The organism is Bradyrhizobium sp. AUGA SZCCT0182, from assembly GCF_018130185.1.
GTDB lineage: Bacteria > Pseudomonadota > Alphaproteobacteria > Rhizobiales > Xanthobacteraceae > Bradyrhizobium.
In genome coordinates, this window is record NZ_JAFCLY010000030.1 from 13,828 (window position 1) to 39,064 (window position 25,237).

Below are 25,237 nucleotides of genomic sequence, written 5' to 3' on the forward strand. Positions count from 1 at the left end.
GATCGGAAGGGCAGGCAATTCCTCAAATCACTGGGCGCGCGGCTCGGCGCAGGAATGTCGAAGGATGAATCGGGTCGGCAGATAAATCGGCCTTGTGTCCTGGGCCTGATCGCCGTCGCGCACCCGCTCAAGCAGGGTTTTTGCGGCAATCCTGCCGATTTCGCTCAAGTCCCATGTCAGCGCGCTGATTGCCGGCGTCGCGTGCCGGGCCAGATCCGTGTCGCCGATACACACCAACGAGATGTCGCCCGGATAGCGAATGCCGTTGCTGGCGAGCGCGTCCATCACGCTGGCGAGCATGTGCGTTCCCAGCGTGATGATCGCAGTGGGCGGCGCAGGCCCTTGCAGCAACTGGCAGACGTCGCTGAAGGCGATGCCCGAGCCGTGCACCTGCGGGCGGACGAGATCGAGATCGACCTCAAGTCCGGCTTCGATATGCGCCTGCCGATATCCGGCTACCCGCTCCGTACTCGGCAGCACCGCCGCAGGCCCGGTCAGCAGCGCGATACGGCGATGGCCGAGGCCGATGAGATAGCGCGTCACCTCAAAGCCGCCGCCGCGATGATCGGCGCGCACCGACGGCGCGCCCGGCACCTCGCGGTCGATCCCGACACAGGGCAGGTCGAGCGTAGCCAGCGCGCTTGTAAAATCCTTGTGGGTGTTGTCTCCGGCGAACAGCAGCAATCCATCCATCCGCCGCCGGCGCACCGCGGATATAAACGCGGTTTCGCGTTCCTCGGCGTGCCGGGTTGCGCCGAGCATCAGGACGTAGCCGGCGCGTTGCAATTCCTCTTCCGCGGCGTTGACCATCTCGCTGTAGAGCGGGTTGGAGATATCGGAGACCATGCAGCCGATCGTGTTGCTGGCGCGCGAGCGCAGCGCCTGCGCGGCGGAATCTGGCTCGAAGCCGAGGCGGTCCACGACGCGCATGATCCGGGCGTGCAGTTCAGGACTGATGTGCGGCTCGCGGTTCAACACCCGGCTGACGCTGCTGACCGACACGCCGGCTTGCGCAGCGACATCGCGGATGGTCGGCCGAAGGGATGGGGTCGGCTGGGTTCTGGCCATCGGTCCTGCTTGCCCGCTGTCGCGTCCTAAGTGCCCGGATTCGTTTGCATTCGAGCCCGGTCGGCTCAAAATCAGCTGCATCTGGAAACGTTATTTGAAGCACTTTGCCTATTAATATTGACATCAGTGGAAACATCAAGCTCAATCGTGGAAACGTTTCCAAGAACAACCCTCGACCGGGCCGGGAGGATTTTGCGTGAACGGGCAGAACGCATGAAACGGCGGGTCGAAGGCAAGGTCGCGCTGGTGACCGGCGCCGCCAACGGAATCGGGCGCAGCGCGGTCATTGTGTTGGCGCGTGAGGGCGCGAAGATCGTCGCGACCGATCTGCAGGACGAGAAGGGCGAGCGCCTGCTGGGCGAACTGCGGTCGGCTGGATGCGAGGCGGAATATCTCCATCACGACGTGACCAGCGAGGAAGACTGGCAGTCGGTGATCGCCAAAACCAAAGCACGGTTCGGCCGGCTGGACGTGCTCGTCAACAACGCCGGGATCGGTCTCTCCAGTCCCGTCGTCGACATGTCGCTCGCCGACTGGCGACGCCAGGTTGCCGTCAATCTCGACGGCGTCTTCCTCGGCGTCAAAACCGCGCTTCCGCTGATGCGCGCAGGCGGTGGCGGCAGCATCATCAATGTTTCTTCGATTGCGGGCATCAAGGCCTCGCCAAACGTGTCCGGTTATTGCGCGACCAAGGGCGGCGTCCGTCTGTTCACAAAGTCCGTCGCGCTGGAATGCGCCGCCGCCAAGGACGGCGTCCGGGTCAACTCGCTTCACCCCGGCATCACCGAAACCGCGATCTGGGACACGCTGATCGGCACCGCCGAGGAGGGTTCGAATTCAGGGCCGCCGCGCGGCGCGACGCTGGACAAACTGACCGAACGCGCGGTGCCGCTCGGTTTCAAGGCGATGCCGGAAGATATCGCGAGCGGCATTCTGTGGCTCGCCAGCGACGAGAGCCGCTACGTCACGGGCACCGAACTCGTGATCGACGGCGGCCGTTCGATCGGCTGACAGGAAATAGACCATGGCAACTCAGGCGAACAAGCAAGACCACACCCGGGATCGCGTCGAACGCGCGGCGGTCGAGGGCGACTATGACGCGGTCGTGGTCGGCGCAGGTTTTGGCGGTCTCTATGCGTTGCACCGGCTGCGTGAGAAGGGCCTATCCGTGATCGGCTTCGAGGCCGCCCCCGAAGTCGGCGGCACCTGGTACTGGAACCGCTATCCCGGCGTGCGCTGCGACGTTCCGAGCCTCTATTATTCCTACACATGGTCGGAGGAGTTGCGGCGGGAGTGGCGCTGGTCGGAGAAATACGCCGCCAGGCGCGAGATTCTGGACTACGCCAAATACGTCGCCGATCGTTTCAAGCTGCGCGATTTGCTGCGGTTTCAGACCCGCGTCATTTCGGCGTCATTCGATGAAGCCGGCGGGCGCTGGCTGGTGCGGACCGATCGCGGCGACCAGATCCGCGCCCGCTTCTGCATCATGGCATCAGGCGCGCTCTCGGTGCCGAACAGCCCGAAGACGCCGGGCCTGGAGAGCTTTCGCGGTCCGATCTACCACACCGCCCGCTGGCCGGAACAGGAGGTCGACTTCACTGGTCTACGCGTCGGCGTCGTTGGCACGGGGTCATCGGGCGTGCAGGCGATTCCCCTGATTGCGGATGCCGCCAAACACGTCGTGGTGTTCCAGCGCACACCGAATTTCTCCGTGCCCGCGCGCAACCGCGCGCCTGGGGACGAGGACTTCAAGCAGTTTGATGCGGCCTTCCCGGCCTACTGCGAGAGCCTCGCAAGTCCGAATGCCGGCCGCGTAAACTCTTCCGCGTTCGAGGCGCCGATACCCTCGCGCGACGAACAATGGCGGCGCTACGAGGAGCTCTGGCAGGAAGGAGGCGGCGGGTTTTTGCTGTCGTTCCCGAATCTCCTGACCCATGAGGCCGTCAACGACGTCGCCTGCGATTTCGTGCGCGAGAAGATCCGCCAGATCGTCAAAAATCCCACAACCGCCGCGGCGCTGAGCCCCTCGGGATATCCCTTGGGCGTCAAGCGCATCTGCGTCGATACGAATTATTACGAGACCTTCAACCGCGACAATGTCGAATTGGTGAATCTCAAGGAAGAGCCGCTCGAGGCGCTGACGGCCGACGGCGTCAAGACCTCGGCGCGCCAGTTCTATCTGGACGCGCTGGTGTTCGCGACCGGCTTCGACGCCATCACCGGGGCACTGTTCGCGATGGACATCCGCGGACGAAATGAGCTTCGTCTGCAGGACGCCTGGGCCGAAGGACCGCGCGCCTATCTCGGCATCGCCGTGGCTGACTTTCCCAACCTGTTCATCATCACCGGCCCCGGCAGCCCGTCGGTGATAGGCAACATGATCAACGCCTGCGAACAGCATGTCGACTGGCTGACCGACTGCATCGACCATATGCGCGCGCAGGATTTTCGGATCATCGAGCCCGATCCCGCAGCCGAGCGCGCCTGGATGACGCATGTCGCCGAGATGGCCGAACGAACGTTGTTTCCGAAAGCGGACTCCTGGTATCTCGGCGCGAACATCGCCGGAAAACCGCGCGTCTTCATGCCCTATGTCGGGGAAGGCTACCGGCACCGCTGCGCGCAGATCGCCGCGCGTGGCTATGAAGGTTTTCACCTGACCTGAGGCGCGGAAGCGGAAACCACATCAGGTGCGGCGATCCGCAAGAAGCGGGCGAACGCCGCCGACAACGGAGGTATCATGAGTCGCATTTTTGGCGCCGTCTGTCAGAACGGATATGTGGTGCGCGACATCCGCGCCGCGATGGATCACTGGATCAACGTGATGGGCGTCGGGCCCTGGTTCTACATCGACCGGGTCAAGACCGACTATTTCCGTCACCGCGGTGCCGAGTCCGGCATGGAGATGAGCATCGCGCTCGCCAATTCCGGCGATCTTCAGATCGAGCTCATTCAACAGAGGAACGATGCGCCTTCCATGTACAAGGAGTTCCTCGATTCCGGCCGCGAAGGCATGCAGCACATGTCGTACTGGACGAGGGATTATCAGGCTCTCTACGACCGCGCGTTGTCGCTGGGCTACAAGGTTGGGCACGAGGGCCAGATCGGCGGCGAGCAGGGCCGCTTCTGCTATTTCGACACGGAATCCCATCCCGGCACCATCGTGGAGATCTCCGACATCAGCGGTGGCAAGGGACGGTTCTTCGAACATATCAAGCAGATCGCCGCCGGTTGGGACGGCTCCGAGCCGATCCGTGACGTCAGAGCTCGCTGAGCCGCCGGTCAACGTCGAAAAAACAGCAAACACAAGGAGACGCACATGGCCAGATTACCCCTGATCGACCCCGAGAAGACCAGCGGCGACACCCGCACGGCCTTCGACAGGATGCCGGTGAAGCTGAACATCTTCCGGATGCTGGCGCATGCCGAAACCAACTTCATTCCCGCGATGCGGTTCGCCAACTCCATCCTGCACAAGCAGAAGCTCAGCCACGTCAATCGCGAACTGCTGATTCTCCAGGCCGCGCAGCGGGAAGGCGGCGCCTATGAGTGGCGCCAGCATGTCCCGATCGCGCTCGGGGTCGGCGTCACGCAGCCGCAGATCGACTGCATCGAACAGGGCAATTACGCCGACGCCGCGTTCAATGCAGCCGAACAGGCGCTGCTGGCTTTCGGCCGGGAAGTGGTCGACAATGTCCGTGTGCCTGAGCCGGTGTTTGCCGGGATGCGCGCGCATTTCAGCGAGCAGGAAATCGTCGAATCGATCATGACGATCGGCTTCTACATGATGATGGCGCGCCTGACCGAGGCGACCGAGACCGACCTCGATCCCGCCGCCGGGATGACCGTTTACGAGAGCAGCAAGCGCGGGAAGGCCGCCTCTGCGGATTGACCGCGCCGTCGGCACCAGCGATCATCGCGACCGGTTGAACGGTAAGAGGCGGAGCGGTTGCGATGAGCGAGTTGCCGGAGAAGGATGGTCCGCGATCCCTGAGCGAGATCGCCAGCTACCACGCGCACATCTATTACGATCCGGCGACAACGCGGGGCGAGGCCGAGCAGTTGCGCGGCTGGATGGGCGAGCGCTTTTCGGTGACGCTCGGCCGGTGGCACGACGTCAAGGTCGGTCCCCACGATCAGGCGATGTACCAGGTGGCCTTTGCCAAAGAGGTGTTCCCTGAACTGGTGCCCTGGCTGATGCTGAATCATGGCAGGTTGAGCGTTCTGGTCCATCCGAACACGACCAATCCGCGCCGCGACCATCTTGCCGATCCGATCTGGATCGGGCCCGCGCTATCGGTGCATGCGGACAAGCTGCCGGAACACTCGGAAATGGAACAGGCACCGGCACCGAATACCAGCCCGACGCTCCGGCCCTGAGCGTGGCCGTCACACAGGGAACCGGCGCTGTTTACCAAGATTGCCCGGGTCGCTGCGGATTCGATTGATGACCATAGCCGTGGTCCGGTGTCTCGATTATGCCTTACTTTGAATTGCATTATATTTGGGCTTATTCGGTGAATCCCTTGCAGAATCAGGTCTGATTCCGAAGCGCCGAGCCGGGGACGGATGGATTACAGGACCACGAGCACGACCGGGCATGCTTCGAGCCGCGGTTTTCCATTGGTCGGCAAGGCCGCCTTTGCCGCTGCCTTGCTCGTGGTGACGTCGGCGCTGGCCGCCTGGGCGATGAATGTTGATCTCGTTGCCTGGCTACGAAACCCGCAAGCCGCCAAAAGCGCCGGCGCATTCTCGTTCGATGACAGGTTCGGATCGGGCGCGGCGCGCAACGCGCCGTCCATCAGGTATCCCTCGCGTCCCGTCTTCCGCCCGGCGCGAACGGATTTCGACGCCGAGTTCGGTCACATCGAAAGCCAGCTGGCCGAGCAGTCGCCGGATGCGCAGGCCGACCAGCCCGCAGCGCCGGCCGGGCCTGCGATTCCGCTGCCGAGGTCGCGGCCCGCCGAAGCCGTTCTGGCGCTGAGGGTTGATCTGCCGCCGCCTCCGCCGGCGCGGTCGGACGACCGGTCCATGTTCCAGAAGCTGGCCGATATGGTGCCGATGCGTTTTTCGCTGGCGTCCCTGACGCCGGGCGACGGCCTGTTCGGCAACAAGCCCGATCTTGGCGCGCTCGGATATGACAACGTTACCGCGGTCTACGACATCTCGGCGCGGACCGTTTACATGCCGAACGGCGTCAAGCTCGAGGCGCATTCAGGGCTCGGCGGCCTGATGGACAACCCCGCTTCTGTCAGCATGCGCATGGTGGGGGCGACGCCGCCGAACGTCTATGATCTGAAGCCGCGGGAGAAGCTGTTTCACGGTGTCGCGGCGCTTCGCATGACGCCGGTGGGTGATGCCGACACGCTCGGACGAACCGGCTTGCTGGTGCACTCCTACCTGCTCGGGCCCAATGGCGATTCCAACGGCTGCGTCTCGATCAAGGAATATGACAAGTTCCTGCAGGCCTATCGAAACGGGCAGGTCAAGCGCCTCGTCGTGGTGCCGAGCCTGAGCGAGGGCTTGACCGCGTCGCGGCGTTCGACGTCGCCATCATGATTGCGAACAACGTTTCCAATTCCGACACGCCGCTGCGGGCCACGTTCAAGATCAGTTTGAACGGCAAGACGGTATCGATTGGTACCGTCGGTCAAGCCTATCAGTTTATCACCAATCTGAGCTCGGTCGAATGGATCGAGTTCAAGTCGTTGCACGCCGATGCGGTCCGTACGCTGCGAGGCGCCGCTGACAATGCGATGCTGACGGTGCAGGCGACCGCCGCGTTGCGCGCGCTGTTCGTTCGCGCCAAGCTGCTTTGACGATGTAGTCCCAAAAGAGCTATCATTTTCGTTGGCCATCTCGCGGCGTCATTTCAAATCGATTTTTCTCAGAGGTGGCAGCTGCATGAGTCTCGGTGACATTCGCAATCTCGACTACACCGTTCTGCTGTGTTCGAAGATGCAGGAGACCAAGCTATTCTATCTCGACGTGATGGGCTTTCCGATCGCTCACGACAGTGAGAACTGGGTCAGCTTTCAGGTCGGCTCCGCGCTGCTCACCTTGAGGCCGCGCGGTCCCTGGGCTGCGTGGCACGATGGTCCGATCGCCCCCGGCTCGGCTGCGGTCCAGCTCGCCTTCCGGGTCGCGCCGCATCTGATCGATTCCTGTTATGCGACGTTGCAATCCAAGGGGGTGACGATCCTGAGCCCGCCCCGGGACATACCGAGCTGGCACCATCGCGCGCTGTTCTTCCGCGACCCCGAGGGAAATGTCATCGAGATCTACGCCGAGGTTTGAGTCCTCGCACGGTCTCGCGTCATCCCCGGACGAACGCATTTGCGTTCGCTCGGGAAGTGCGCGCTCTTGCGCGCCTCGAAGGATGAATGTGCCCGTGGCCCATCCTTCGAGGCTCGCTGCGCTCGCACCTCAGGATGACGGGCGGGTTCAATCCACCTAAACACGCTACATTCTAGCTGATTTCCTTGCGTACGATCGCAGCCGCCTCGCACATCGCCTTCAGCTTTCCGAATGCGACGTGGCGCGGCATGTATTTCATGCCGCAATCGGGTGCCACCACCAGACGTTCGGCCGCGACATGCTTGAGGCCGTTGCGGATGCGGTCGGCGACGATGGCGGCCGTCTCGATCTCGGGATTACCCAGATCAAGCACGCCCAGCATGATCTTCTTCGATGAGAGATCCTTGAGTACACCGAGATCGAGCTTCGGCTGCGCGGCTTCGATCGAAATCTGTTCGGCGCTGGTGTCGGCGAGTTCGGCAAGGAACGAATAACCCGCCGGCTTGGTCGAACCCGGCACGACTGCGGCATAGCCGAAGCACAGATGCACGACCGTCGGCACGGTGATGCCGGCCAATGCGCGGTTGATGGCCTTGACGGCATAGCGCCTTGCGAGGTCCGGATCGTTGCGCACCCAGGGCTCGTCGAGCTGGATCACGTCGGCGCCGGCCTTTTGCAGGTCCAGCGCTTCGGCGTTGACGGCCTCCGCAAACGCCATCGCGAGTTCTTCGTCGTCCTTGTAGAACTCGTTCCTGGCCTGCTGGCTCATCGTGAACGGGCCGGGCAGGGTAATCTTGGCCGCGCGGTCGGTGTTCTTGCGCAGGAACTCCATGTCGGGCCGTTCGACAGGCCCGCTGCGCCTCACCGGGCTGACCACGCGCGGCACCGGCGTTTGATGCCCGTTGCGCGAGGTGATCATCGCCGGCTTTTCGTCGTCGATGCCGTCGAGCGCTGTCGCAAACCGGTTGGAGTAGCTTTCGCGGCGGATTTCGCCGTCGGTGACGATGTCGATGCCGGCGCGCTCCATGTCTCTGATGGCGACGATGGTGGCGTCGTCCTGCGCTTCCTGCAGATGCTCCGGCGGCAGCCGCCACATCGCATGCATGCGCGTCCGCGGCACCACCTTCGACAGCATCGCGCGGTCGACCAGCCATTCCGGCTGCGGATAGCTTCCGACCACGGTGGTCGGCAGCAAATGCGTTGGCAGGTTCATCACGGTATCCTTGCTCTTGTTGTTATGGCGTCGACAGCGTTTTCAAGCGAAGCATGCCCTCGGACTTGATCCGGGGGTGGATTCCGGTTCGCGTGCAGAAAACGCGTCAAACAGATAAAGCCTCGGGCCGCGCGAGTGCGTCCTCTTGCAGGCGGTGGCGATCGTGGCTTTTGACCTCATGGATGGCATCATAATTGCCCAATCGGATGCCTGGATAGGGCTTAGTGTCGCTTCGCGCCGCGAGAACGGGAGAAAACCGTCGACTTCCGATCGCAACAGGAACAGAGTCGTTTTGCCGCTGCTCGTCGCAATCCGTCGGGTTGACGCGGTGGATAGGTGGATGAGTTTTGACGACCTCACGTGATCAATAAACGGCAACCGGCGCGTCTACCAAAGGCGGTGTCGGCATGACCACGCCCTGGTGGCAGAATGGCGTGATCTATCAGATCTACCCGCGTTCCTTTCAGGACACCAACGGTGACGGCATAGGCGACCTCAGAGGGATCGCGCAGCGGCTCGATTATCTTGTCAGCCTTGGCGTTGATGCGATCTGGATCTCCCCGATCTATCCGTCGCCGATGGTTGATTTCGGCTATGACGTTGCCGACTATTGCGACGTCGATCCACGCTTTGGGACGCTGGCAGACTTCGACGACCTGCTGATGCAAGCCCATCGGCGGGGGCTCAAGGTTCTGCTCGACTTCGTGCCCAACCACACCTCCGACCAGCATCCATGGTTCGTCGAGAGCCGCGCTTCGCGTGGAAATCAGAAAAGAGATTGGTACATCTGGCGCGATGCTGCGGCTGACGGCGGACCGCCCAATAACTGGATCAGCGATTTCGGCGGCTCGGCCTGGGAATGGGACGAAACCACCGGACAATATTACTACCACGCCTTCCTGAAGGAGCAGCCGGATCTCAATTGGCGTCATCCAGCCGTGCGGGCGGCGATGTATGACGTGATGCGTTTCTGGTTCGATCGCGGCGTCGACGGCTTCCGCATCGACGTGCTCTGGCACATGGTGAAGGCCGCAGATTTCCCGAACAATCCGCCCAACCCGGCCTATCGGCCCGAAATGGGTGAAATGCACCGCCTGCTTCAACTCCATTCCACAGACCAGCCCGAGGTGCACCGGATCGCCGCCGAAATGCGTGAAATCGCCGACGGCTATGGCGCCAGGGGACAAGGCGAACGGGTTCTGATCGGTGAGATCTACCTGCCGGTCGATCGTCTGATGCACTATTACGGCGGTGAGCGCCCGGAGGTGCACTTGCCCTTCAATTTCCAGCTCATCGATACGCCGTGGCAGGCGCGCGCCCTGGCGGCGGCGATCACCGGCTATGAGGCAGCGCTACCTTTGGGTGGCTGGCCAAACTGGGTGCTCGGCAACCATGATCGGCCGCGCGTTGCGGCCAAGCGTGGGCAGGCCCAGGCCCGCGTCGCGGCGGTGCTGTTGCTGACGCTCCGTGGCACGCCCACGCTCTACTACGGCGACGAACTTGGTTTGAGCGATGTCATGATCGAAGCATCGCAAGTGCGGGACCCGCGCGAGTTGCGTGAGCCCGGTCTGGCGTTGGGCCGGGATCCCGTGCGCACGCCGATGCCATGGGATGACAGCGAAAATGCCGGTTTCACCAACGCCAAGCCATGGCTGCCGCTCAATGCCGACTGGCCGACGCGCAACGTGGCGCGGATGTCGGAAGATCCTCACTCAATCCTGACGCTTTATCGTCGGTTGCTTGTGTTCAGGCGCGATTGCCCGGCTTTGTCGATCGGTGACTTCGTACTGTTGAATGTGGAGGACGAGATGCTGGTTTACGAACGCCGGCACGATTCGGAGCGGCTGATTGTGGCGCTCAACCTCGGCGCACAGTCGCATCGACTGCCGTTGCCGGATTGGGCGCATAGGAGCCGGGTGCTCCTGTCCACGGTCGAAGATGCGGCGCTGGTCGAAGACGGTGCCCTCCTGCTAGGGTCGAATGAAGCTGTCGTGCTCGAGGCCGGATAGCCCACAGCAGAGAAGGATGATCACGTGCGCATTGCCATGCTGGCGCCGATCTCCTGGCGGACACCGCCGCGCCATTACGGCCCCTGGGAGCAGGTGACCAGTCTCTTGACCGAGGCTTTGGTCGCGCGCGGCGTCGATGTCACCCTGTTCGCCACCAAGGACAGCCGGACGGCAGGCAAGCTCGATGCCGTCTGCCCGGCGCCCTATTCCGAGGATCCCGCGATCGACGCAAAGGTGTGGGAGATGCTCCATGTCGCCCACGTCTTTGAGCAGGCCGGTGAGTTCGATCTTATTCACAACCAGGCCGATTTCGTCCCGCTCGCCTTTTCGCGGCTGGTCGGAACCCCCGTGGTGACGACGATCCACGGTTTCTCTTCCGCGCGCATCCTGCCCGCCTACAAGGAATACGAAAATCGCGTCCACTATGTTGCCATCAGTGACGCCGATCGCCATCCGGACCTGCGCTATGCCGCAACAATCCACCATGGCATTCCGCTGGAGGATTTCCCCTTCGATTCGCACGGCAGCGAAGATCTGCTCTTCTTCGGCCGCATTCACCCGGACAAGGGGGCGGCTGAAGCGATCGCTGCGGCAGATCGGTCCGGCCGAAAATTGATCATGGCCGGCATCGTCCAGGACCAGAATTACTACGACGAGCAAGTAGCGCCCGCACTCGACGACAAATCCGTGGTCTATCTTGGCCCGGTTGGCGGAACGGTGCGCGCGAAGACTCTGGGCTCCGCGCGCGCGCTGCTCCACCTCATCAATTTCGACGAGCCGTTCGGTCTGTCGGTGGTGGAAGCGCTCGCCTGCGGAACGCCGGTCATCGCCCGCAACCGCGGATCGATGCCCGAGCTCATAGATGATGGCGTGACCGGATTTCTGGTCGACAGCCTCGATGCGGCGGTAGATGCGATAGCTCGCATCGACGAGATCGATCGCGCTGCTTGCCGTGCTGCGGTATCGGCCCGTTTCACGGTGGACCGCATGGCCGATAGATATCTGGGCCTGTACCGATCAATCCTCGGCTGAGAACCGGGGCGCGCACCCCTCGCGGTCACTCCGCCGCCAGATTGTAGTCGTGGCGTAATGCCTTCTGGATATCGAGCGCGGCGCGTGCCGCCGCGTTGGCATCGGCGTCGCCCGCGGACACCACGCACATCGACCAATTGTTTTCAGCCCGCTCATCCGTGGCGCGATTGATGGCGATCTTGCGAACGTTCGAGCAGCCGGGTTGATTGCGGAGCTCTGCCAACGCATGCGCTTGCAAGTCTTGCATTGAAAGCAGGATCTTTGCCATGCCGGTCTTTACCTGTGCGGGGCGTTACTTCGCGGATTTCGCGATCTTGTGCTCGAGGTGGCCGGTCTCGTAATCCCGGCGCAGCTGGCTCAGCGACGTCTCGTTGAGCTGAAGCAAAACGTCGCTCAGCTTCTCGGTTGCCGGATAACCGGCGGCGAAACCCTGTCCGTAAATCTTGCGAAACGTGCCAACCAGCGTGGCGCCGTGCTTGTGGCTGATTTCGCCGTCGTGGTTGCGGTGGCGATTGTCGAGACCTGTCTTGCTCATGTCGCGCTCCCTTTGCCCATAGCCGACAGCATCCTCCCGCCGGGACCAAAGGGCAACCAATGACTTGGCTGCTCTCTTGGACCGCTCTTTTGGGCCGCTCTCTTGGGCCGGGCCGCGGCCTTGGGGATCGCGCGGATGCTCGCATCCGGGCTGCCAGTTCCAAAGGCTGGCGTCCGATCGAGATGTGGTCCGGGGAACTACGTACGACTAATCCGGAAATCTTAGCCGCCCGTTATTCTTAAGCCCGATTCATTCCTTGTTTACCGCTTTTCATAACCCTGGTTTGGCGGCGAAACGTCAACTTGCTCCGCGACATAGGGGATCGATGATGTTGCGTACCAATTTGGCGCGCATGTTCGGAGCGCTCAGCGCCACCAATGAAGCCATCCTGCGGGCCAAATCGGAGGATGAGCTTTTTCAGAGGGTTTGCGACGCGGCGGTGTTTGGCGGCAAGTTCCTCGGCACGGGCATGCTGCTCGCCGACGGCAACGGCCGTTTGCGTTGTGTTGCCGGCGCCGGTCTTGGCGTCGATACGCTGAAGAACGCGGACAATGCCAGTTCGGTTCACGCGGACTCGGACGATGGAACGGGCCTGGCACCGTCCGCATTTCGTACCGGCCGCTCGTTTGTCTCCAACGACTACACCAATGATGAGCGAACAAAACGCTGGCATGTCCAGGCGCGTCAGATCGGAGCCCGGTCGGCCGCCGCCGTGCCGATCAAGCGGCACGGAAAACCGATCGGCGTGCTGCTGTTTTATCTGGAACAACCCGATGCGTTGAACGAAGAAACGGTCGGCCTGCTCGAACGCATGGCTGAAAACGCCTCCTTTGCACTCGACAATTTTGACCGCGACAATGCCACGGCGCGCATCACCCGGATGTTCGCCGCGCTCACCGCGACCAACGAAGCGATTATGCGGGCGCGCTCGGAAGACGAGATGTTCACGCGGGTCTGCGAGGCCGCCGTCGAGCAGGGAAAACTGCTGGGCGCCGCCATCTTCTTGCCCGAGCCGGACACCACCTGGTTCAGGCTGGCCGCGCAGGCGAGCGTCTATCCCGAAATCACCGCGAGCCTGCGTTTCTCCTGCGATCCCGCGATCCCGCAAGGACAGGGCATGGGCGGGACGGCATTCCGGACAGGCAAGCCTTGTCTTAGCAACGACGTGCCCAACGATCCGCGCTCGCGCCCGTGGTTGCCGCTGGTGGAAAAAGCAGGGCTGGCGGCGTGCGCGGTGTTCCCGCTGTTCGCCGGCGCCAGGACCGTAGGGGTCATGTACTTCTTCTTCGGCGGCGGCGACCGGCTCGATGACGAGATGACCGCCCTGATGGGACGGATCGTCGAAAACGTCTCGTTCGGGCTTGATGTGCTGGCGCAGGAGGCCGAGCGCAGCGCCGCCGAACGGCAGAAGGAGCGGATTGCGCGCCTGCTGGCCGCCCTGGGCGCCACCAACGAAGCGATCATGCGGGCGACCACGCGCGAAGAGCTGTTCCGGCGGGTATGCGAAGCGGCGGTGCTGGGCGGTGATTTCACCTCCACGGTCATTGCGCTGGCGCGCCCCGACAGCGAGTTTCTGGAGGTGGTCGCCGCAGCGGGGCCCGGACGGGATCGCGTGATCGATCTTCGCTTGTCCGCGCATGCGCATCACCCGGAAGGACAGGGCGTTACCGGCATCGCGATGCGTACGCGCAAGGCGTGCATCAGCAATGACTATCTCGCCGACTTTCCGGTGAACAGCCACTTCTACACTCGCGCCAAGGACCGTGCGACCATGTCGGGCGCGGCATTGCCGCTGATGCGCGGCGGAGAGGCGCTTGGCGCGCTGTTGTTTCTGTCGAGGGAACGCAACGCATTCACTCCTGAATTGACCGAGCTGCTGCAGCGTCTTGCCGACAATGTCGCGTTCGCACTGGAGAATTTTGAGCGCGCCGACGCGAAAACGATCGCGGATCAGCGCATCGAATATCTCGCCTCCCACGACAGCCTCACTGATCTGCCGAACCGCGAGTCGTTCAACCAGCTGCTGCACTTTGCAATCGAGTCGGCGCGGCGCCAGGATCGGCAATTGGCCGTGTTGTTCATCGATCTCGACCGCTTCAAGGTCATCAATGATTCGCTCGGCCATGACGCCGGCGACCGGCTGTTGACCGAGATCGGCGCCCGGCTGCGGCGCAGCGTGCGCGCTTGCGACGTCGTCGCCCGGCTTGGCGGTGACGAGTTCGTCCTTATTCTGGAGGATGTTTCGGGGCGGGAGGACGTCGAAGGCGTCGCGCGAGACCTGCTGAGGATTTTAAGTGAGCCGATCCAGCTCAGCGGTCACGAATGTAACGTCACCGCCTCGATTGGCGTGGCGATCTATCCTGCTGATGGCACCGACATTCAGACCCTGACCGCGAATGCCGACACGGCGATGTATCTCGTCAAGGGCGATGGCAAGGACGGATTCAGGTTTTTCACCCGCGACACCAGGACCCAGCCCATCGAGCGGCTCACGATGGAGACCAACCTCCGGCATGCGCTGGAGCGCGACGAGCTGCTGCTGCATTATCAGCCCAAGATCGATCTGAACACCGGCGAGATCACCGGCGTCGAGGCGCTGTTGCGCTGGCGCGCCCCGGACGGAGCCATGCTGCCGCCGTGCCAGTTCATTCCGCTTGCCGAAGAAACCGGCCTGATCGTTCCGATCGGCCGTTGGGTGCTCAGGGAAGCCTGCGCGCAGAACATGATTTGGCAACGCCAGGGGATGCGGCCGGTCTCGATGGCGGTCAACCTGTCCCCGCGCCAGTTCGTCGACGAACGCCTGTTGCAGGACATCGATGCGGCGCTGGCGATCAGCGGCATGCCGCCGAACCTGCTCCAGCTCGAGGTCACCGAAAGCATGGTGATGCAGAACGTCGCGCGCGCCGTGCGTGTGCTGGACGGGATCGAGAGTCGGGGCATTCATATCGCCATCGACGATTTTGGCACCGGTCACTCCTCGATGTCGCTGATGAAGCAATTCCCGATCGACACCATCAAGATCGATCGATCCTTCGTTCGCGACCTCGCGGAGGACATGGAGGACCAGGCGATCGCGCAAGCCATCATCAGCATGGGCAAGGCACTCGGCATGACCGTCGTGGCCGAGGGCGTGGAGACCATCGAGCAGCAGGCGTTTTTGCGTCGGCACGGCTGCGACGAGATGCAGGGCTACCTGTTCAGCAAGCCGCTGCCGCCGGGCGGCATTGCGGATCTGCTGCGGCCGCCTCATGCGGCGTCGCCGTCGCTCCAGCCGGGCGCCGATGATTCCCGGGCGGCAGAGCTCGCGATCGACTAGCGAAGGCGAGGCTAGCCGCCCTTGGCGCGGCAGCTCCGATCGTGCGCACCAATGCTGTCGAAGCCCTCATCATGCGACCGGATTGCGGGGTGTTCGCCGGGGCGGTCCGGCTGCGGAACCTCGCCCAGTACCGAAGGTGCGACGTCACATTCAGTAGTGACAAGCTCCCAGCCTTCGGGTAGATATTTCGCATGCGAACTAAATTTCAGGAGCGCGTCCGCAAGTGACCTCCCGCCCGGACCGCCGGCTGGTCTTCCTGCTCAACGTCGCCCAGCGGCGGCTGCAGCGATGGGTCGCCACGAAGACAGAGAGGAACGGGGTCACGGCCGCGCAGTCCGGCTTGCTCTTTATCCTCGGTCAACACGACGGGGCGCTGATGGGCGAGGCGGGTGCGGCGCTGGACCTCGGTCCGCCCGGCATCAGCGGCCTGGTGGACCGGATGACGGCGGCTCGCCTGATCGAGCGGCGCGCCGATCCGGATGACGGCCGCGCGTGGCGGCTTTGGCTGACGCCGGTCGGGCGCGTGGCACTGGCGCAGTCGAAGGCCGGGCTTGACGAAATCAATGCACGCCTCGCCGAGGGATTCACCGACGCCGAAATCGAAATCGTCGCGCGTTGGCTCACCAGTTTTCAAACCAGGTTTCCAAGAGGAGAAGTGCAATGACCGAACACATCAAAATCGAAAACGACGGCGGCATCCTGACTCTGACGATGGCGCGGCCCGACAAGAAGAACGCACTGACAAACGCGATGTACGGCGCGCTGGCGGACGCGATCCAGGGTGCGGAGACCGATCCTGCCGTCCGCGCGGTCCTGATCCGGGGCGAAGGCGACATGTTCACTGCCGGCAACGACGTCGGCGAGTTCGCGGCGATTGCCACCGGCCAGATGCAGGGCGAGCGCCACGTCAGCCGCTTCCTGAAATCGCTCGCACAATCCAGCCGCCCGCTGGTTGCCGCGGTCCACGGACGCGCCGTCGGCGTCGGGACCACGATGCTGCTTCATTGCGATCTCGTGGTGCTGGCCGAAAACGCGCTGCTTTCAACGCCGTTCGTCAATCTGGCACTGGTGCCGGAAGCCGCATCCAGCCTGCTGATGCCGCTTCGGATCGGTTATGCGCGCGCCTTTGAGATGTTTGCGCTCGGCGAACCCGTGAATGCTGCCTCCGCGCTTGCATGGGGCATTGCCAACCGCGTCGTGCCGCTCGACCGGCTCGATGCCGAGGCAAAGGCGCTTGCGGGACGTCTCGCCAGGCAACCGGCCGGTGCCGTCAGCACGACCAAGCGGCTGATGCGCAATCCCGAGATGTTGATGGCGCAGATACTGGCAGAGAGTGAACGGTTCGCGGAGCGGTTGAAGACGATGGAGGCGCGCGAAGCCTTCACGGCATTCGCCGAGCGCCGCCCGCCGGATTTCTCAAAGCTTGCGGCAACTTGACCCTATCGGACGCCCCCGCTACCTCTTTTCCCTAGCAGGCGGCCCGTGTGGCGATGCATCCGAGTGGTGTATCGCCCGCAACCATCCCACTTCGTCATAGTGATGGGAGGTGCCGGCAACGCGCGCGGGGGAAACCAGTGAACAATAATAATGACGCTGCCGAATTCGATTACGTCATCGTCGGTGCCGGCTCGGCCGGCTGCGTGCTCGCCAATCGGCTGAGCGCGGACGGCAAGCATTCGGTGTTGTTGCTGGAGGCCGGACCAAAGGACAGCAATCTCTGGATCCACGTGCCGCTCGGCTACGGCAAGCTGTTCAAGGAAAAATCCGTCAACTGGATGTACCAGACCGAGCCCGAGCCGGGCTTGAACAGCCGGCAGGTGTTTCAGCCGCGTGGCAAAGTGCTGGGCGGCTCGAGTTCGATCAACGGCCTGCTGTATGTGCGTGGCCAGCACGAGGATTATGATCGCTGGCGCCAGCGCGGCAATGCCGGCTGGGGCTATGACGACGTGCTGCCCTATTTCAAGAAGGCCGAGAACCAGCAGCGCGGCGGCGACAAGTATCACGGCACAGGTGGCCCGCTGCCGGTGTCGGATTGGCGCCATGCCGATCCGCTGTCGGAAGCCTTTGTGGTCGCGGCCGCCGAGGTCGGTATTCCCACCAATCCCGATTTCAACGGCGCGACCCAGGAAGGCGCCGGATTTTTCCAGACCACGACGCAGCGCGGCCGCCGCGCCAGTTCGGCCTTCTCCTATCTTCGCCCGGCCAAGAACCGCAGCAATCTGCATATCGAAACCTCGGCGCTGGCGCAGCGCATTGTGTTCGAAGGCCGCCGCGCCAGGGCGGTCGAGTACAAGCAGGAAGGCCGTGTGCGCGTTGCACGGGCGCGCAAGGAAATCCTGGTCTCCAGCGGCGCATATAATTCTCCGCAATTGCTGCAGCTCTCCGGCGTCGGGCCGGCGGATCTCCTGAAGAGCCATGGCATCGAGGTGGTGCTCGACGCGCAAGGCGTCGGCAACGATCTGCAGGATCATTTGCAGGTCCGGCTGGTGACGCGTTGCGCCCAATCCATCACGCTGAACGACATTGTCAACAATCCGGTACGGCGGGTGATGGCCGGCCTGCAATATGCGGCGTTCCGCAAGGGCGCGTTGACGATCGCGGCCGGCACCTCGGGCGCGTTCTTCAAGACCAGTCCCCGTTTGGCCTCGCCCGACATCCAGATTCATTTCCTGCCGTTCTCGACCGACAAGATGGGCGAGAAGCTGCATGCGCAATCGGGCTTCACGGCCTCGGTCTGCCAGCTGCGCCCCGAAAGCCGCGGCTCGCTGCGCATCAAGAGTGCGGACCCGAGCGTGGCGCCGGAAATCCGTATCAATTATCTCGCGACCGAAACCGACCGCCGCGCCTTCATCGATGGCATAAGGATATTGCGCAAGATTCTCGCGGCGCCCGCGCTAAAGCCGTTTGCGGTCGGCGAGGTCGATCCCGGGCCGAAGGTCGCGAGCGACGACGAGTTGCTGGATTTCTGCCGCCGCACCGGCAGCACGGTCTATCATCCGACCTCGACCTGCCGGATGGGCAACGATCCCTTGGCGGTGGTCGATCAGCGTCTGAAAGTGCGCGGCATCGAGGGCCTGCGCGTGGTCGATGCCTCAATCATGCCGGACCTGATGTCCGGCAATACCAACGCGCCCACGATCATGATCGCCGAAAAAGCTTCCGACATGATTCTGGAGGATGCGCGGTAAACGCGCGTTCTGACCGAGACTGCTTCGGCAACACCGGTGTCATCATCCGCCACCGGGTCGGCCGATGACTGGCTCCGGCGGATGATCCAATATTCCAGAGACGGTTGGGATTGATCCGAGAGGTCGCGGCGTACTGGATACCCGCCTTCGCGGGTATGACAGTCTCGCGCTTGGCTCAGCCCTTGTACGCCCGCACCCGCTTCAGCATCTGCTCGACATGGGCGATCGGCGTCTCCGGCTGGATGCCGTGGCCGAGATTGAAGATCAGCCGGCCGCTTGCGTAATTCGCGAGCACGTCGTCGACAGCGCGATCGAGCGCCGCACCGCCGGCGATCAGCGCCAGCGGATCGAGATTGCCCTGCACGGCGACGCGGTTCTGCACGCGCTCGCGGATCAATGACGGCTCCGCCGCCCAGTCGATGCTGACGGCATCGACGGCGGTGGCTTCGACGTAAGCGGGCAGCATGGCACCTGCGCCGCGGGGAAAGCCGATGATCTTGGCATCGGGCGCTTGCGCCCGCACGCCCGCGACGATGCGTTTGGCGGGCTCGATCGACCAGCGCTGGAATTCGCGCGGCGGCAGCACGCCGGCCCAGGTGTCGAAGATCTGCAGCACGTCGGCGCCGGCCTTGAGCTGGCCGAGCAGATACTGGATCGAATTCTCGACCAGCACGTCGATGATTTTCGAGAACGCCTCGGGATGGCGATAGGCCATCATCCGGGCCGGCGCCTGATCCGGCGTGCCCTGGCCTGCGACCATGTAGGTCGCTACCGTCCACGGCGCGCCGCAGAAGCCGATCAGCGCGATGTTGGGATCGAGCTCGCGGCGAACGCGGCGCAGTGCTTCATACACCGGTTCAAGTTTGCTGAAGTCGGCCTGCGTGGCCAGGCTCGTCACCTGCTCCGGCGTATCCAGGGGGTCGAGCCGCGGGCCTTCGCCGGCCTCGAAGCGCACGGAACGGCCGAGTGCGTAGGGGATGACGAGAATGTCGGAAAAGATGATCGCGGCGTCGAAGTTGAAACGGCGGATCGGCTGCAGCGTCACTTCGGCGGCGTATTCCGGCGTGAAGCACAGATCGAGAAAGCCGCCGGCCTTGGCGCGCAGTTCGCGATACTCGGGCAAATAACGCCCGGCCTGCCGCATCATCCAGACCGGCGGCACGTTCTGCCGATGGCCGGACAACACGTCGAGAAACGGCTTCTGGGATATCTGGGTCAACGAAAGGTTCCTGCGTGAAAGGCTGATATTTGATGCCTCTGATAACAGCAGGTTCCAGCTTGGCCAAGGCGAGATATGGAACAGGCGCAGATCGGGGGCGTTATCTCGGCAATGGAGGAACCACATGGCTGAGAAATTCAATCCCGCGGCGCATGACAAGCACGCCGATGACCCCCGTGACGCGCTGTTGGCCGATCGGGAAATGCACGAAAAACTCGATGCCGGGCTGGAGGGCAGTTTTCCGGCCTCCGATCCCGCCAGCGCCGCGCAACCGGCGCCGTCGAAACATGACGGCGATCGCGCCAACGGAACGCTGTGGGACAAGGTGCTCGCGGTGTTCCGCTAGCACTTATTGGCAGGTGATGTGATGAAGACTGAATTCAACCATGCCGCCAACAACTCGCCGCGTAGCGGCAGTTCTAAGAAAGTCACGCCTGTGGTCTGGGCCGCGATCGTGGCCATGATGATCGCGCTCGCGATCTGGTTTGGCATACGTGCGTAGCGCAATTGGTTGGCGCGTGATTGCGCCGGAACAATTCATATCACCGCGAATTGCTCCCAGATAACTCACAGAGATAAATTCACAGAGAGGAACATGCGATGATCAAGCATCTTGTCATGGCTGCCGTCGCGGTAGCCGGAATTTCCTTCGTTCAGCCGGTGAGTGCGCAGGATGTGGGCGTCGGCGTCGGCGTTGGACCGGGAGGCGCTGGCGTCACCGTCGGCCGCGTCGACCGTGACCGCTATCGCGACCGTGAGGTGATCCGCGAGCGTGAGTACCGTGATCGCGACGAGACCGTCGTGATCAAGCGTAAGCGCGATTACGATCCTGACCGCAAGGTCATCATCGAGCGCGAGCGCTATTAACCGGCGTCGAGTTTGACGAAACGGCCTCCCACGCGGAGGCCGTTTCCTGTTGTCTCCTGTTGTCGCCTCAGTAATGCGGCGGCCGTTCGTTGACCGGACCGGCGACGCTGCTTTCGGCGTCCTGCAGCCGCTCCTTGAGCTCTGCGAGCTGGCGCGTGAGCGCGTCGATCTGCTTCCACTGTTCGGTGATGGTCTGGTTCAGCGTCTCGATGGTTACGTCCTGAAACGTCAGCCGCATTTCCAGCGCGTCGATGCGCTCGCCGAGCGCGTTGGTGTCACTCATGGGAGCCACCATTGGGTTGCCGCTCCTCCAGGCCGTGGCCGAGCGCGACCCGTTCGTCGAACACGAAGCATTCGCCGCGCCAGCGGCTTTGTTCTTTCGGCACGCCTTCCAGGTAACGCAGGATACCGCCCTTGAGGTGATAGACTTCGTTAAATCCATGCGCCAGCAAATAGGCGCTGGCCTTCTCGCAGCGAATCCCGCCGGTGCAGAACATCGCGATCTTGCGGTGCTTGGCCGGATCCAGCTGCCGAGCGGCAAAATCCTTGAACTGCCCAAAACTCCTGATGCCGGGATCGAGCGCGCCTTCGAACGTCCCCATCGCGACCTCGAAGGCGTTGCGGGTGTCGATCACGAGGGTATCGGGCGCTGATATCAGCGCGTTCCAGTCGGCCGGTTCCACATAGGTGCCGACCCGCCGCGTCGGATCGGCAATCGCGTCGCCCAGCGTGACGATTTCCTTCTTGAGCCGGATCTTCAGCCGCGCAAACGGCATCGCGGCGGCCTGCGAGAATTTCAGTTCGAGGTTGTCGAGCCGGCCGCCGAACAGGGCGCCGGTCTGCAACTCCTCGGCCAGGGCGTCGATCGCTATGGTGTCTCCGGCCAAGGTACCGTTGATGCCCTCATGCGCCAGCAGCACGCTGCCTTTCAGCCCGAGCCCCGCGCAGATCGCGCGCAGGGGCTCGCGCAGCTCCCGGAAATCCGGCAGCGCGGCGAATTGGTAGAAGGCGGCGACCTTGAGGGGCATGGCGACCGTTTATCAGGCGGGCAGGGAGGGGGAAACCCTGCAAAATCAGCCGCCAGCCCCTGCGTTTGCCGGCCTGCCCTCGGGGCCAAATCTCTGGCATACCAGCCATTGCCCTGCCCGGGATGAATATGCAAAGAACCCGCGGTTAGCCCGCGCCTGACCCCGGCGTGGCCAAAGAAAACGCTGAAAAGAAAGCTTTCCTGATGAGGAATTTCCATTTCGCCGGCCGCTCCACGGTCCATGCCCAGAACGCGATGGTGGCGACCTCGCATCCCGCCGCGGCACTGGTGGCGGTCGACGTGATGCGCGCGGGCGGCACCGCCGCGGATGCCGCGGTCGCGGCCTGCGCGCTGCTTGGCGTCATCGAGCCGCAATCGACCGGCATCGGCGGCGATTGTTTCGCGCTGATCCAGCCCAAGGGCGAAGGCAAGATTGTCGCCTATAATGGCTCCGGCCGCGCGCCGATGGCGGCAAACGCCGAATGGTATCTCGAGCGCAAGATCAACTCGGTGCCGCTGACCTCGGCCCACGCCGTCAGCATTCCCGGCGCCATCGACGCCTGGGATACGATCCTGCGCGATCACGGCAAGATGGGCCTCGATACCCTGCTGCAGCCGGCGATCAAGGCCGCCGAAGAAGGCTACATCGTCGCCCCGCGCATCGCCTTCGACTGGAAGAACGGTTTCGAGAAACTCAAGAACGGAACCAACACCGCGCGCTATCTGTTGCCGCACGGCAAGCCCGCCTCCGCCGGCGATGTGATCCATCAGCCGGAACTCGGCAAGACGCTGCGCGCGATCGCCAAGAATGGCCGCGACGCGTTCTATACCGGCGAGATCGCCGCCGACATGGTCGATACCCTGCGCGGCATCGGCGGCCTGCACACGCTGGAGGATTTCGCAGCCCACTCTACCGAGACGACTTCGCCGATCGGCACGATCTATAAAGGCCACGACGTCTGGCAGTGCCCGCCGAACGGCCCGGGCATCACCATGCTGGTGATGCTCAACATTCTCTCGCGCTTCGACCTGACGAAATATCCCGCGCTGAGCGTCGAGCGTTTTCATCTCGAGGCCGAGGCCGCGCGCATCGCCTACATGATGCGCGAGCAATATATCGGCGACCCCGCGCAGGTTCACGTCGATGTCGCCGGCATTCTCGCCAAGGAATTCGCCGAGGAGCACATCAGCAAGATCCGGATGGACGGACTGCTCGACCTGCCCAACGTCGCGCCGCCGATGAATCCGTCCACCGTCTACATCACCGTGGTCGACAAGGACCGCAACGTCTGCTCGTTCATCAACTCGATCGCGCATTCGTTCGGCTCGGCGATCGTTTCCAACAACACCGGCGTGCTGCTGCAGAACCGCGCCGGCGGTTTCCGGATCCAGCCCGGCCATCCCAATTGCATCGCGCCGGGCAAGCGGCCGCTGCACACGATCATCCCGAGCCTCGTGACCAAGAACGGCCGCGCGGTGATGCCGTTCGGCGTGATGGGCGGGCAGTATCAGCCGGTGGGCCAGAGCCATGTGCTGACCAACATGCTCGACTATGGTTGCGACGTGCAGGAAGCGATCGATATGCCGCGCGGCCTGCACTACGAGGGCGTCTACCAGCTTGAGGACAGCATCCCGGCTGACATCGTCGAGGGCCTGAAGAAGATCGGGCACAAGACCACGAGCGTGGTCGGCCCGCTCGGCGGCGGCCAGGCGATCTGGATCGACTGGGACAAGGGCACGCTGGCCGGCGGTTCCGACCCCCGCAAGGATGGTTGCGCGCTGGGATACTAAGGAGCGTTTTCCAGCGAAGTGGATACCGGTTCGCGTGAAGAAAACGCGTCAAAATAAAGTTTAGAGCGTTGATTCTGATGCAATCAGAAGCAACGCGCCAAGCGATCGGGCAGGTTTGCTGCCCGCCCGCTGCCTCTCACCTCATCGACTCGGAACCAGTTCCCATCGCTTTCGTTAAGCGATGGGCGCGGACGTGCGCCGGTTTGTCTCCTGCGTCAGCCCACTGAGGTCCGTGATCAGCGTTCTCGATACCGACGACACCGAACAAGCCGATCTGCACGGCGGACAATCGCCGTGGTTTGCGGCGGCCGGACATCCGGGGCGCCGTGAGGTCAGCGAGAATCTCAAATGCGATGCGCTGATCGTCGGCGCGGGGATCACCGGATCGCTGGTCGCCGAGCGCCTGACGCGCCAGGGCCTCGACGTCGTGATCGTCGATCGCGAGTTGCCGGGTCGCGGCAGTACCGCGGCCAGCACCTCGATGCTGCTGTGGGAAATCGACCGCTCGCTGACGGAGCTGACCGAGGCTTATGGTTTCGAGCGCGCCTCGCGCGCCTATCGCGCCAGCCTGAACGCGGTCACCGGCCTGAAATCGCTGGTAGCACAGCTCGGCATCGCCTGCGATCTGCATGACAGGGATTCGCTTTATTTGGCGGCCGGTGACACCGGCGGCGAGTTGATCGAAGAGCATCGCCTGCGCCAACGCGCCGGTCTGCCCGGCGAATATCTCGACCATGCCAGGCTGCTCGATACTTTTGGAATCGCGCGCGCAGGGGCGATCGTATCAAAGGGCGCCGCCGATGCCGATCCGATGCAACTGGCGCGCGGGCTTCTCAAGGCGTCAGTTGCGCGGGGCGCCCGTTCGTTTGAAGGCGATGCCGTGGCGTTCGACTCCGCCGGCCGCTCAGTTGGCGTCGCCATGGCCAATGGCCGCGAGATCGAGGCGCGTTCGGTGATACTCGCGACCGGCTATACGATGCCCGATATCGTCAATTCGACGGTGCATGCGGTGTCATCGAGCTGGGCGATCGCGACCACGCCGCAGCCGCAGAACATCTGGAAAGACGCCGCGTTGATCTGGGAGAACAGCAAGGATTATCATTATGCGCGCGCGACGCGGGCAGGGCGGATCATCATCGGTGGCGAGGACAGCGAGGATGTGATCGAGCCGGAGGCGCGCGACCGCCTGATCCCCGAGAAGTCCAGGATTCTCGCACAAAAGCTCGTGGCGCTATGGCCGATCGCGAACACCGAAATCGAATTCCGCTGGTCCGGCACGTTCGACACTACGCGCGACGGGCTGCCGCTGATCGGGCCGGTGCCGGGACACAAGGGCGTCTTTGCGGCTTACGGCTATGGCGGCAACGGGATCACGTTCAGTTATCTCGCCGCTCACATGATCGGCGATTTGATTGCCGGCGCGAGTTCGCCCTTGCTGCGCGATTTCGCGCTGGACCGGGATGGCGGATCGATCGGTTGACCGGTTGCACTATTGGAACCTGGCTCAGCGCCACGCGTTGTCCATGCAGTCATCAATACATGGAGGCTGACATGGGTTTCGGAAAAGGCGCGCTTCTCTGGTTAATCGGAATTCCGCTTCCGATCATTTTGCTTCTTGCACTATTCATGAATCGCTAGGTAGCGAGCGTCCGGAGCCCGCGACGGACAATTCCGC

The 25,237-nt window shown here is 63.2% G+C and carries 26 protein-coding genes; 19 read left to right on the top strand and 7 right to left on the bottom strand.

Annotated elements, in window-relative coordinates:
• Window positions 1–27: 27 nt before the first annotated feature.
• On the bottom strand, window positions 28–1,068 hold the full coding sequence (locus tag JQ611_RS27370) for a LacI family DNA-binding transcriptional regulator (RefSeq protein WP_212467145.1): 1,041 nt from the start codon (window positions 1,066–1,068) through the stop codon (window positions 28–30).
• Window positions 1,069–1,281: 213 nt separating this feature from the next.
• On the opposite strand from JQ611_RS27370, the gene JQ611_RS27375 reads away from it, so the two are divergent.
• From JQ611_RS27375 to JQ611_RS27410, 8 genes are all read left to right on the top strand, one after another.
• Entirely contained in the window at window positions 1,282–2,079 is a 798-nt protein-coding gene (locus JQ611_RS27375; protein ID WP_212387433.1) for an SDR family NAD(P)-dependent oxidoreductase, read from the top strand.
• A gap of 13 nt (window positions 2,080–2,092) precedes the next feature.
• The gene (locus tag JQ611_RS27380) at window positions 2,093–3,733 is read left to right on the top strand and encodes an NAD(P)/FAD-dependent oxidoreductase (RefSeq protein ID WP_212467146.1); all 1,641 of its coding nucleotides are present in this window, start codon (window positions 2,093–2,095) and stop codon (window positions 3,731–3,733) included.
• A gap of 75 nt (window positions 3,734–3,808) precedes the next feature.
• Window positions 3,809–4,342 (top strand): VOC family protein, encoded by a 534-nt coding sequence (locus JQ611_RS27385; protein ID WP_212467147.1) that lies wholly within the window; start codon window positions 3,809–3,811, stop codon window positions 4,340–4,342.
• Window positions 4,343–4,387: 45 nt separating this feature from the next.
• Window positions 4,388–4,960 carry a carboxymuconolactone decarboxylase family protein gene (locus JQ611_RS27390; protein ID WP_212262708.1) on the top strand — a complete coding sequence of 191 codons (573 nt, stop codon included), beginning with the start codon at window positions 4,388–4,390 and terminating at the stop codon, window positions 4,958–4,960.
• 62 nt (window positions 4,961–5,022) lie between these two features.
• The gene (locus JQ611_RS27395; protein WP_212262706.1) at window positions 5,023–5,448 is read left to right on the top strand and encodes a DOPA 4,5-dioxygenase family protein; all 426 of its coding nucleotides are present in this window, start codon (window positions 5,023–5,025) and stop codon (window positions 5,446–5,448) included.
• A gap of 189 nt (window positions 5,449–5,637) precedes the next feature.
• A complete protein-coding gene (locus JQ611_RS27400) occupies window positions 5,638–6,627 on the top strand; it encodes a DUF2778 domain-containing protein (RefSeq protein ID WP_212387437.1) in 990 nt (329 codons plus the stop codon).
• Entirely contained in the window at window positions 6,624–6,887 is a 264-nt protein-coding gene (locus JQ611_RS27405) for a hypothetical protein (RefSeq protein WP_212037294.1), read from the top strand. Before JQ611_RS27400 ends, JQ611_RS27405 begins: the two co-directional genes overlap by 4 nt.
• An 85-nt stretch (window positions 6,888–6,972) precedes the next feature.
• A complete protein-coding gene (locus JQ611_RS27410) occupies window positions 6,973–7,365 on the top strand; it encodes a VOC family protein (RefSeq protein ID WP_212467148.1) in 393 nt (130 codons plus the stop codon).
• A gap of 172 nt (window positions 7,366–7,537) precedes the next feature.
• On the opposite strand, the gene JQ611_RS27415 is transcribed toward JQ611_RS27410, so the two are convergent.
• Window positions 7,538–8,578 carry a 5-methyltetrahydropteroyltriglutamate--homocysteine methyltransferase gene (locus JQ611_RS27415; protein ID WP_212467149.1) on the bottom strand — a complete coding sequence of 347 codons (1,041 nt, stop codon included), beginning with the start codon at window positions 8,576–8,578 and terminating at the stop codon, window positions 7,538–7,540.
• A 407-nt stretch (window positions 8,579–8,985) separates the two neighbouring features.
• Here JQ611_RS27415 and JQ611_RS27420 point away from each other — a divergent pair, with 407 nt between their 5' ends.
• Both JQ611_RS27420 and JQ611_RS27425 read left to right on the top strand, forming a co-directional pair.
• Window positions 8,986–10,587: an alpha-amylase family glycosyl hydrolase gene (locus JQ611_RS27420; protein ID WP_212467150.1), complete on the top strand. Its 1,602-nt coding sequence runs from the start codon at window positions 8,986–8,988 to the stop codon at window positions 10,585–10,587.
• A 36-nt stretch (window positions 10,588–10,623) separates the two neighbouring features.
• Window positions 10,624–11,619 carry a glycosyltransferase family 4 protein gene (locus tag JQ611_RS27425; protein WP_283816782.1) on the top strand — a complete coding sequence of 332 codons (996 nt, stop codon included), beginning with the start codon at window positions 10,624–10,626 and terminating at the stop codon, window positions 11,617–11,619.
• A 25-nt stretch (window positions 11,620–11,644) separates the two neighbouring features.
• Here JQ611_RS27425 and JQ611_RS27430 read toward each other — a convergent pair whose 3' ends face one another.
• Together JQ611_RS27430 and JQ611_RS27435 are read right to left on the bottom strand one after the other, a co-directional pair.
• Complete coding sequence (locus tag JQ611_RS27430; RefSeq protein ID WP_212262695.1) at window positions 11,645–11,887, bottom strand: hypothetical protein; 243 nt, start codon at window positions 11,885–11,887, stop codon at window positions 11,645–11,647.
• A gap of 24 nt (window positions 11,888–11,911) precedes the next feature.
• Complete coding sequence (locus tag JQ611_RS27435; protein ID WP_212037300.1) at window positions 11,912–12,154, bottom strand: hypothetical protein; 243 nt, start codon at window positions 12,152–12,154, stop codon at window positions 11,912–11,914.
• 328 nt (window positions 12,155–12,482) lie between these two features.
• Between JQ611_RS27435 and JQ611_RS27440 the strand changes: the two genes are divergently transcribed.
• The 4 genes from JQ611_RS27440 to JQ611_RS27455 all read left to right on the top strand — a co-directional run bounded on the left by JQ611_RS27440 (window position 12,483) and on the right by JQ611_RS27455 (window position 18,658).
• Window positions 12,483–15,470, top strand: a complete 2,988-nt coding sequence (locus tag JQ611_RS27440) for an EAL domain-containing protein (RefSeq protein ID WP_212467152.1) — start codon at window positions 12,483–12,485, stop codon at window positions 15,468–15,470.
• A 223-nt stretch (window positions 15,471–15,693) separates the two neighbouring features.
• On the top strand, window positions 15,694–16,134 hold the full coding sequence (locus JQ611_RS27445) for a MarR family winged helix-turn-helix transcriptional regulator (protein ID WP_312012189.1): 441 nt from the start codon (window positions 15,694–15,696) through the stop codon (window positions 16,132–16,134).
• Window positions 16,131–16,907 (top strand): enoyl-CoA hydratase, encoded by a 777-nt coding sequence (locus tag JQ611_RS27450; RefSeq protein ID WP_212467153.1) that lies wholly within the window; start codon window positions 16,131–16,133, stop codon window positions 16,905–16,907. Before JQ611_RS27445 ends, JQ611_RS27450 begins: the two co-directional genes overlap by 4 nt.
• 137 nt (window positions 16,908–17,044) lie before the next feature.
• Window positions 17,045–18,658 (top strand): choline dehydrogenase, encoded by a 1,614-nt coding sequence (locus JQ611_RS27455; protein WP_312012190.1) that lies wholly within the window; start codon window positions 17,045–17,047, stop codon window positions 18,656–18,658.
• A gap of 175 nt (window positions 18,659–18,833) precedes the next feature.
• Here JQ611_RS27455 and hemE read toward each other — a convergent pair whose 3' ends face one another.
• On the bottom strand, window positions 18,834–19,877 hold the full coding sequence (gene hemE / locus JQ611_RS27460; protein WP_212467154.1) for a uroporphyrinogen decarboxylase: 1,044 nt from the start codon (window positions 19,875–19,877) through the stop codon (window positions 18,834–18,836).
• A 124-nt stretch (window positions 19,878–20,001) separates the two neighbouring features.
• Between hemE and JQ611_RS27465 the strand changes: the two genes are divergently transcribed.
• The 3 genes from JQ611_RS27465 (at window position 20,002) to JQ611_RS27470 (ending at window position 20,744) form a co-directional block, all read left to right on the top strand.
• The gene (locus tag JQ611_RS27465) at window positions 20,002–20,223 is read left to right on the top strand and encodes a hypothetical protein (protein WP_212262686.1); all 222 of its coding nucleotides are present in this window, start codon (window positions 20,002–20,004) and stop codon (window positions 20,221–20,223) included.
• 21 nt (window positions 20,224–20,244) lie between these two features.
• Entirely contained in the window at window positions 20,245–20,379 is a 135-nt protein-coding gene (locus tag JQ611_RS42570; protein ID WP_283816780.1) for a hypothetical protein, read from the top strand.
• A 98-nt stretch (window positions 20,380–20,477) separates the two neighbouring features.
• Window positions 20,478–20,744, top strand: coding sequence for a hypothetical protein (locus JQ611_RS27470; RefSeq protein WP_192738391.1), 267 nt, complete (start codon window positions 20,478–20,480; stop codon window positions 20,742–20,744).
• Between the two features lie 67 nt (window positions 20,745–20,811).
• Here the strand turns inward: JQ611_RS27470 and JQ611_RS27475 are convergent, their stop codons facing one another.
• Both JQ611_RS27475 and JQ611_RS27480 read right to left on the bottom strand, forming a co-directional pair.
• Window positions 20,812–21,027, bottom strand: a complete 216-nt coding sequence (locus tag JQ611_RS27475; RefSeq protein ID WP_212467155.1) for a SlyX family protein — start codon at window positions 21,025–21,027, stop codon at window positions 20,812–20,814.
• On the bottom strand, window positions 21,020–21,772 hold the full coding sequence (locus JQ611_RS27480) for a rhodanese-related sulfurtransferase (protein ID WP_212467156.1): 753 nt from the start codon (window positions 21,770–21,772) through the stop codon (window positions 21,020–21,022). Before JQ611_RS27480 ends, JQ611_RS27475 begins: the two co-directional genes overlap by 8 nt.
• 203 nt (window positions 21,773–21,975) lie before the next feature.
• On the opposite strand from JQ611_RS27480, the gene ggt reads away from it, so the two are divergent.
• Both ggt and JQ611_RS27490 read left to right on the top strand, forming a co-directional pair.
• Complete coding sequence (ggt, locus tag JQ611_RS27485; protein WP_212467157.1) at window positions 21,976–23,562, top strand: gamma-glutamyltransferase; 1,587 nt, start codon at window positions 21,976–21,978, stop codon at window positions 23,560–23,562.
• A 232-nt stretch (window positions 23,563–23,794) separates the two neighbouring features.
• Window positions 23,795–25,042 (top strand): NAD(P)/FAD-dependent oxidoreductase, encoded by a 1,248-nt coding sequence (locus JQ611_RS27490; protein WP_409411304.1) that lies wholly within the window; start codon window positions 23,795–23,797, stop codon window positions 25,040–25,042.
• The last annotated feature ends 195 nt before the right edge of the window (window positions 25,043–25,237 follow it).

Coding starts and splice junctions, on each gene's coding strand:
- JQ611_RS27440 (WP_212467152.1), top strand. CDS start 12,483: ATGTTGCGTACCAATTTGGCGCGCATGTTCGGAGCGCTCAGCGCCACC.
- JQ611_RS27405 (WP_212037294.1), top strand. CDS start 6,624: ATGATTGCGAACAACGTTTCCAATTCCGACACGCCGCTGCGGGCCACG.
- JQ611_RS27410 (WP_212467148.1), top strand. CDS start 6,973: ATGAGTCTCGGTGACATTCGCAATCTCGACTACACCGTTCTGCTGTGT.
- JQ611_RS27415 (WP_212467149.1), bottom strand. CDS start 8,578: ATGAACCTGCCAACGCATTTGCTGCCGACCACCGTGGTCGGAAGCTAT.
- JQ611_RS27380 (WP_212467146.1), top strand. CDS start 2,093: ATGGCAACTCAGGCGAACAAGCAAGACCACACCCGGGATCGCGTCGAA.
- JQ611_RS27435 (WP_212037300.1), bottom strand. CDS start 12,154: ATGAGCAAGACAGGTCTCGACAATCGCCACCGCAACCACGACGGCGAA.
- JQ611_RS27475 (WP_212467155.1), bottom strand. CDS start 21,027: ATGAGTGACACCAACGCGCTCGGCGAGCGCATCGACGCGCTGGAAATG.
- JQ611_RS27450 (WP_212467153.1), top strand. CDS start 16,131: ATGACCGAACACATCAAAATCGAAAACGACGGCGGCATCCTGACTCTG.
- ggt (WP_212467157.1), top strand. CDS start 21,976: ATGAGGAATTTCCATTTCGCCGGCCGCTCCACGGTCCATGCCCAGAAC.
- JQ611_RS27395 (WP_212262706.1), top strand. CDS start 5,023: ATGAGCGAGTTGCCGGAGAAGGATGGTCCGCGATCCCTGAGCGAGATC.
- JQ611_RS27470 (WP_192738391.1), top strand. CDS start 20,478: ATGATCAAGCATCTTGTCATGGCTGCCGTCGCGGTAGCCGGAATTTCC.
- JQ611_RS27420 (WP_212467150.1), top strand. CDS start 8,986: ATGACCACGCCCTGGTGGCAGAATGGCGTGATCTATCAGATCTACCCG.
- JQ611_RS27400 (WP_212387437.1), top strand. CDS start 5,638: ATGGATTACAGGACCACGAGCACGACCGGGCATGCTTCGAGCCGCGGT.
- JQ611_RS27465 (WP_212262686.1), top strand. CDS start 20,002: ATGGCTGAGAAATTCAATCCCGCGGCGCATGACAAGCACGCCGATGAC.
- JQ611_RS27480 (WP_212467156.1), bottom strand. CDS start 21,772: ATGCCCCTCAAGGTCGCCGCCTTCTACCAATTCGCCGCGCTGCCGGAT.
- JQ611_RS27370 (WP_212467145.1), bottom strand. CDS start 1,068: ATGGCCAGAACCCAGCCGACCCCATCCCTTCGGCCGACCATCCGCGAT.
- JQ611_RS42570 (WP_283816780.1), top strand. CDS start 20,245: ATGAAGACTGAATTCAACCATGCCGCCAACAACTCGCCGCGTAGCGGC.
- JQ611_RS27430 (WP_212262695.1), bottom strand. CDS start 11,887: ATGGCAAAGATCCTGCTTTCAATGCAAGACTTGCAAGCGCATGCGTTG.
- JQ611_RS27390 (WP_212262708.1), top strand. CDS start 4,388: ATGGCCAGATTACCCCTGATCGACCCCGAGAAGACCAGCGGCGACACC.
- JQ611_RS27425 (WP_283816782.1), top strand. CDS start 10,624: ATGCTGGCGCCGATCTCCTGGCGGACACCGCCGCGCCATTACGGCCCC.
- JQ611_RS27385 (WP_212467147.1), top strand. CDS start 3,809: ATGAGTCGCATTTTTGGCGCCGTCTGTCAGAACGGATATGTGGTGCGC.
- JQ611_RS27375 (WP_212387433.1), top strand. CDS start 1,282: ATGAAACGGCGGGTCGAAGGCAAGGTCGCGCTGGTGACCGGCGCCGCC.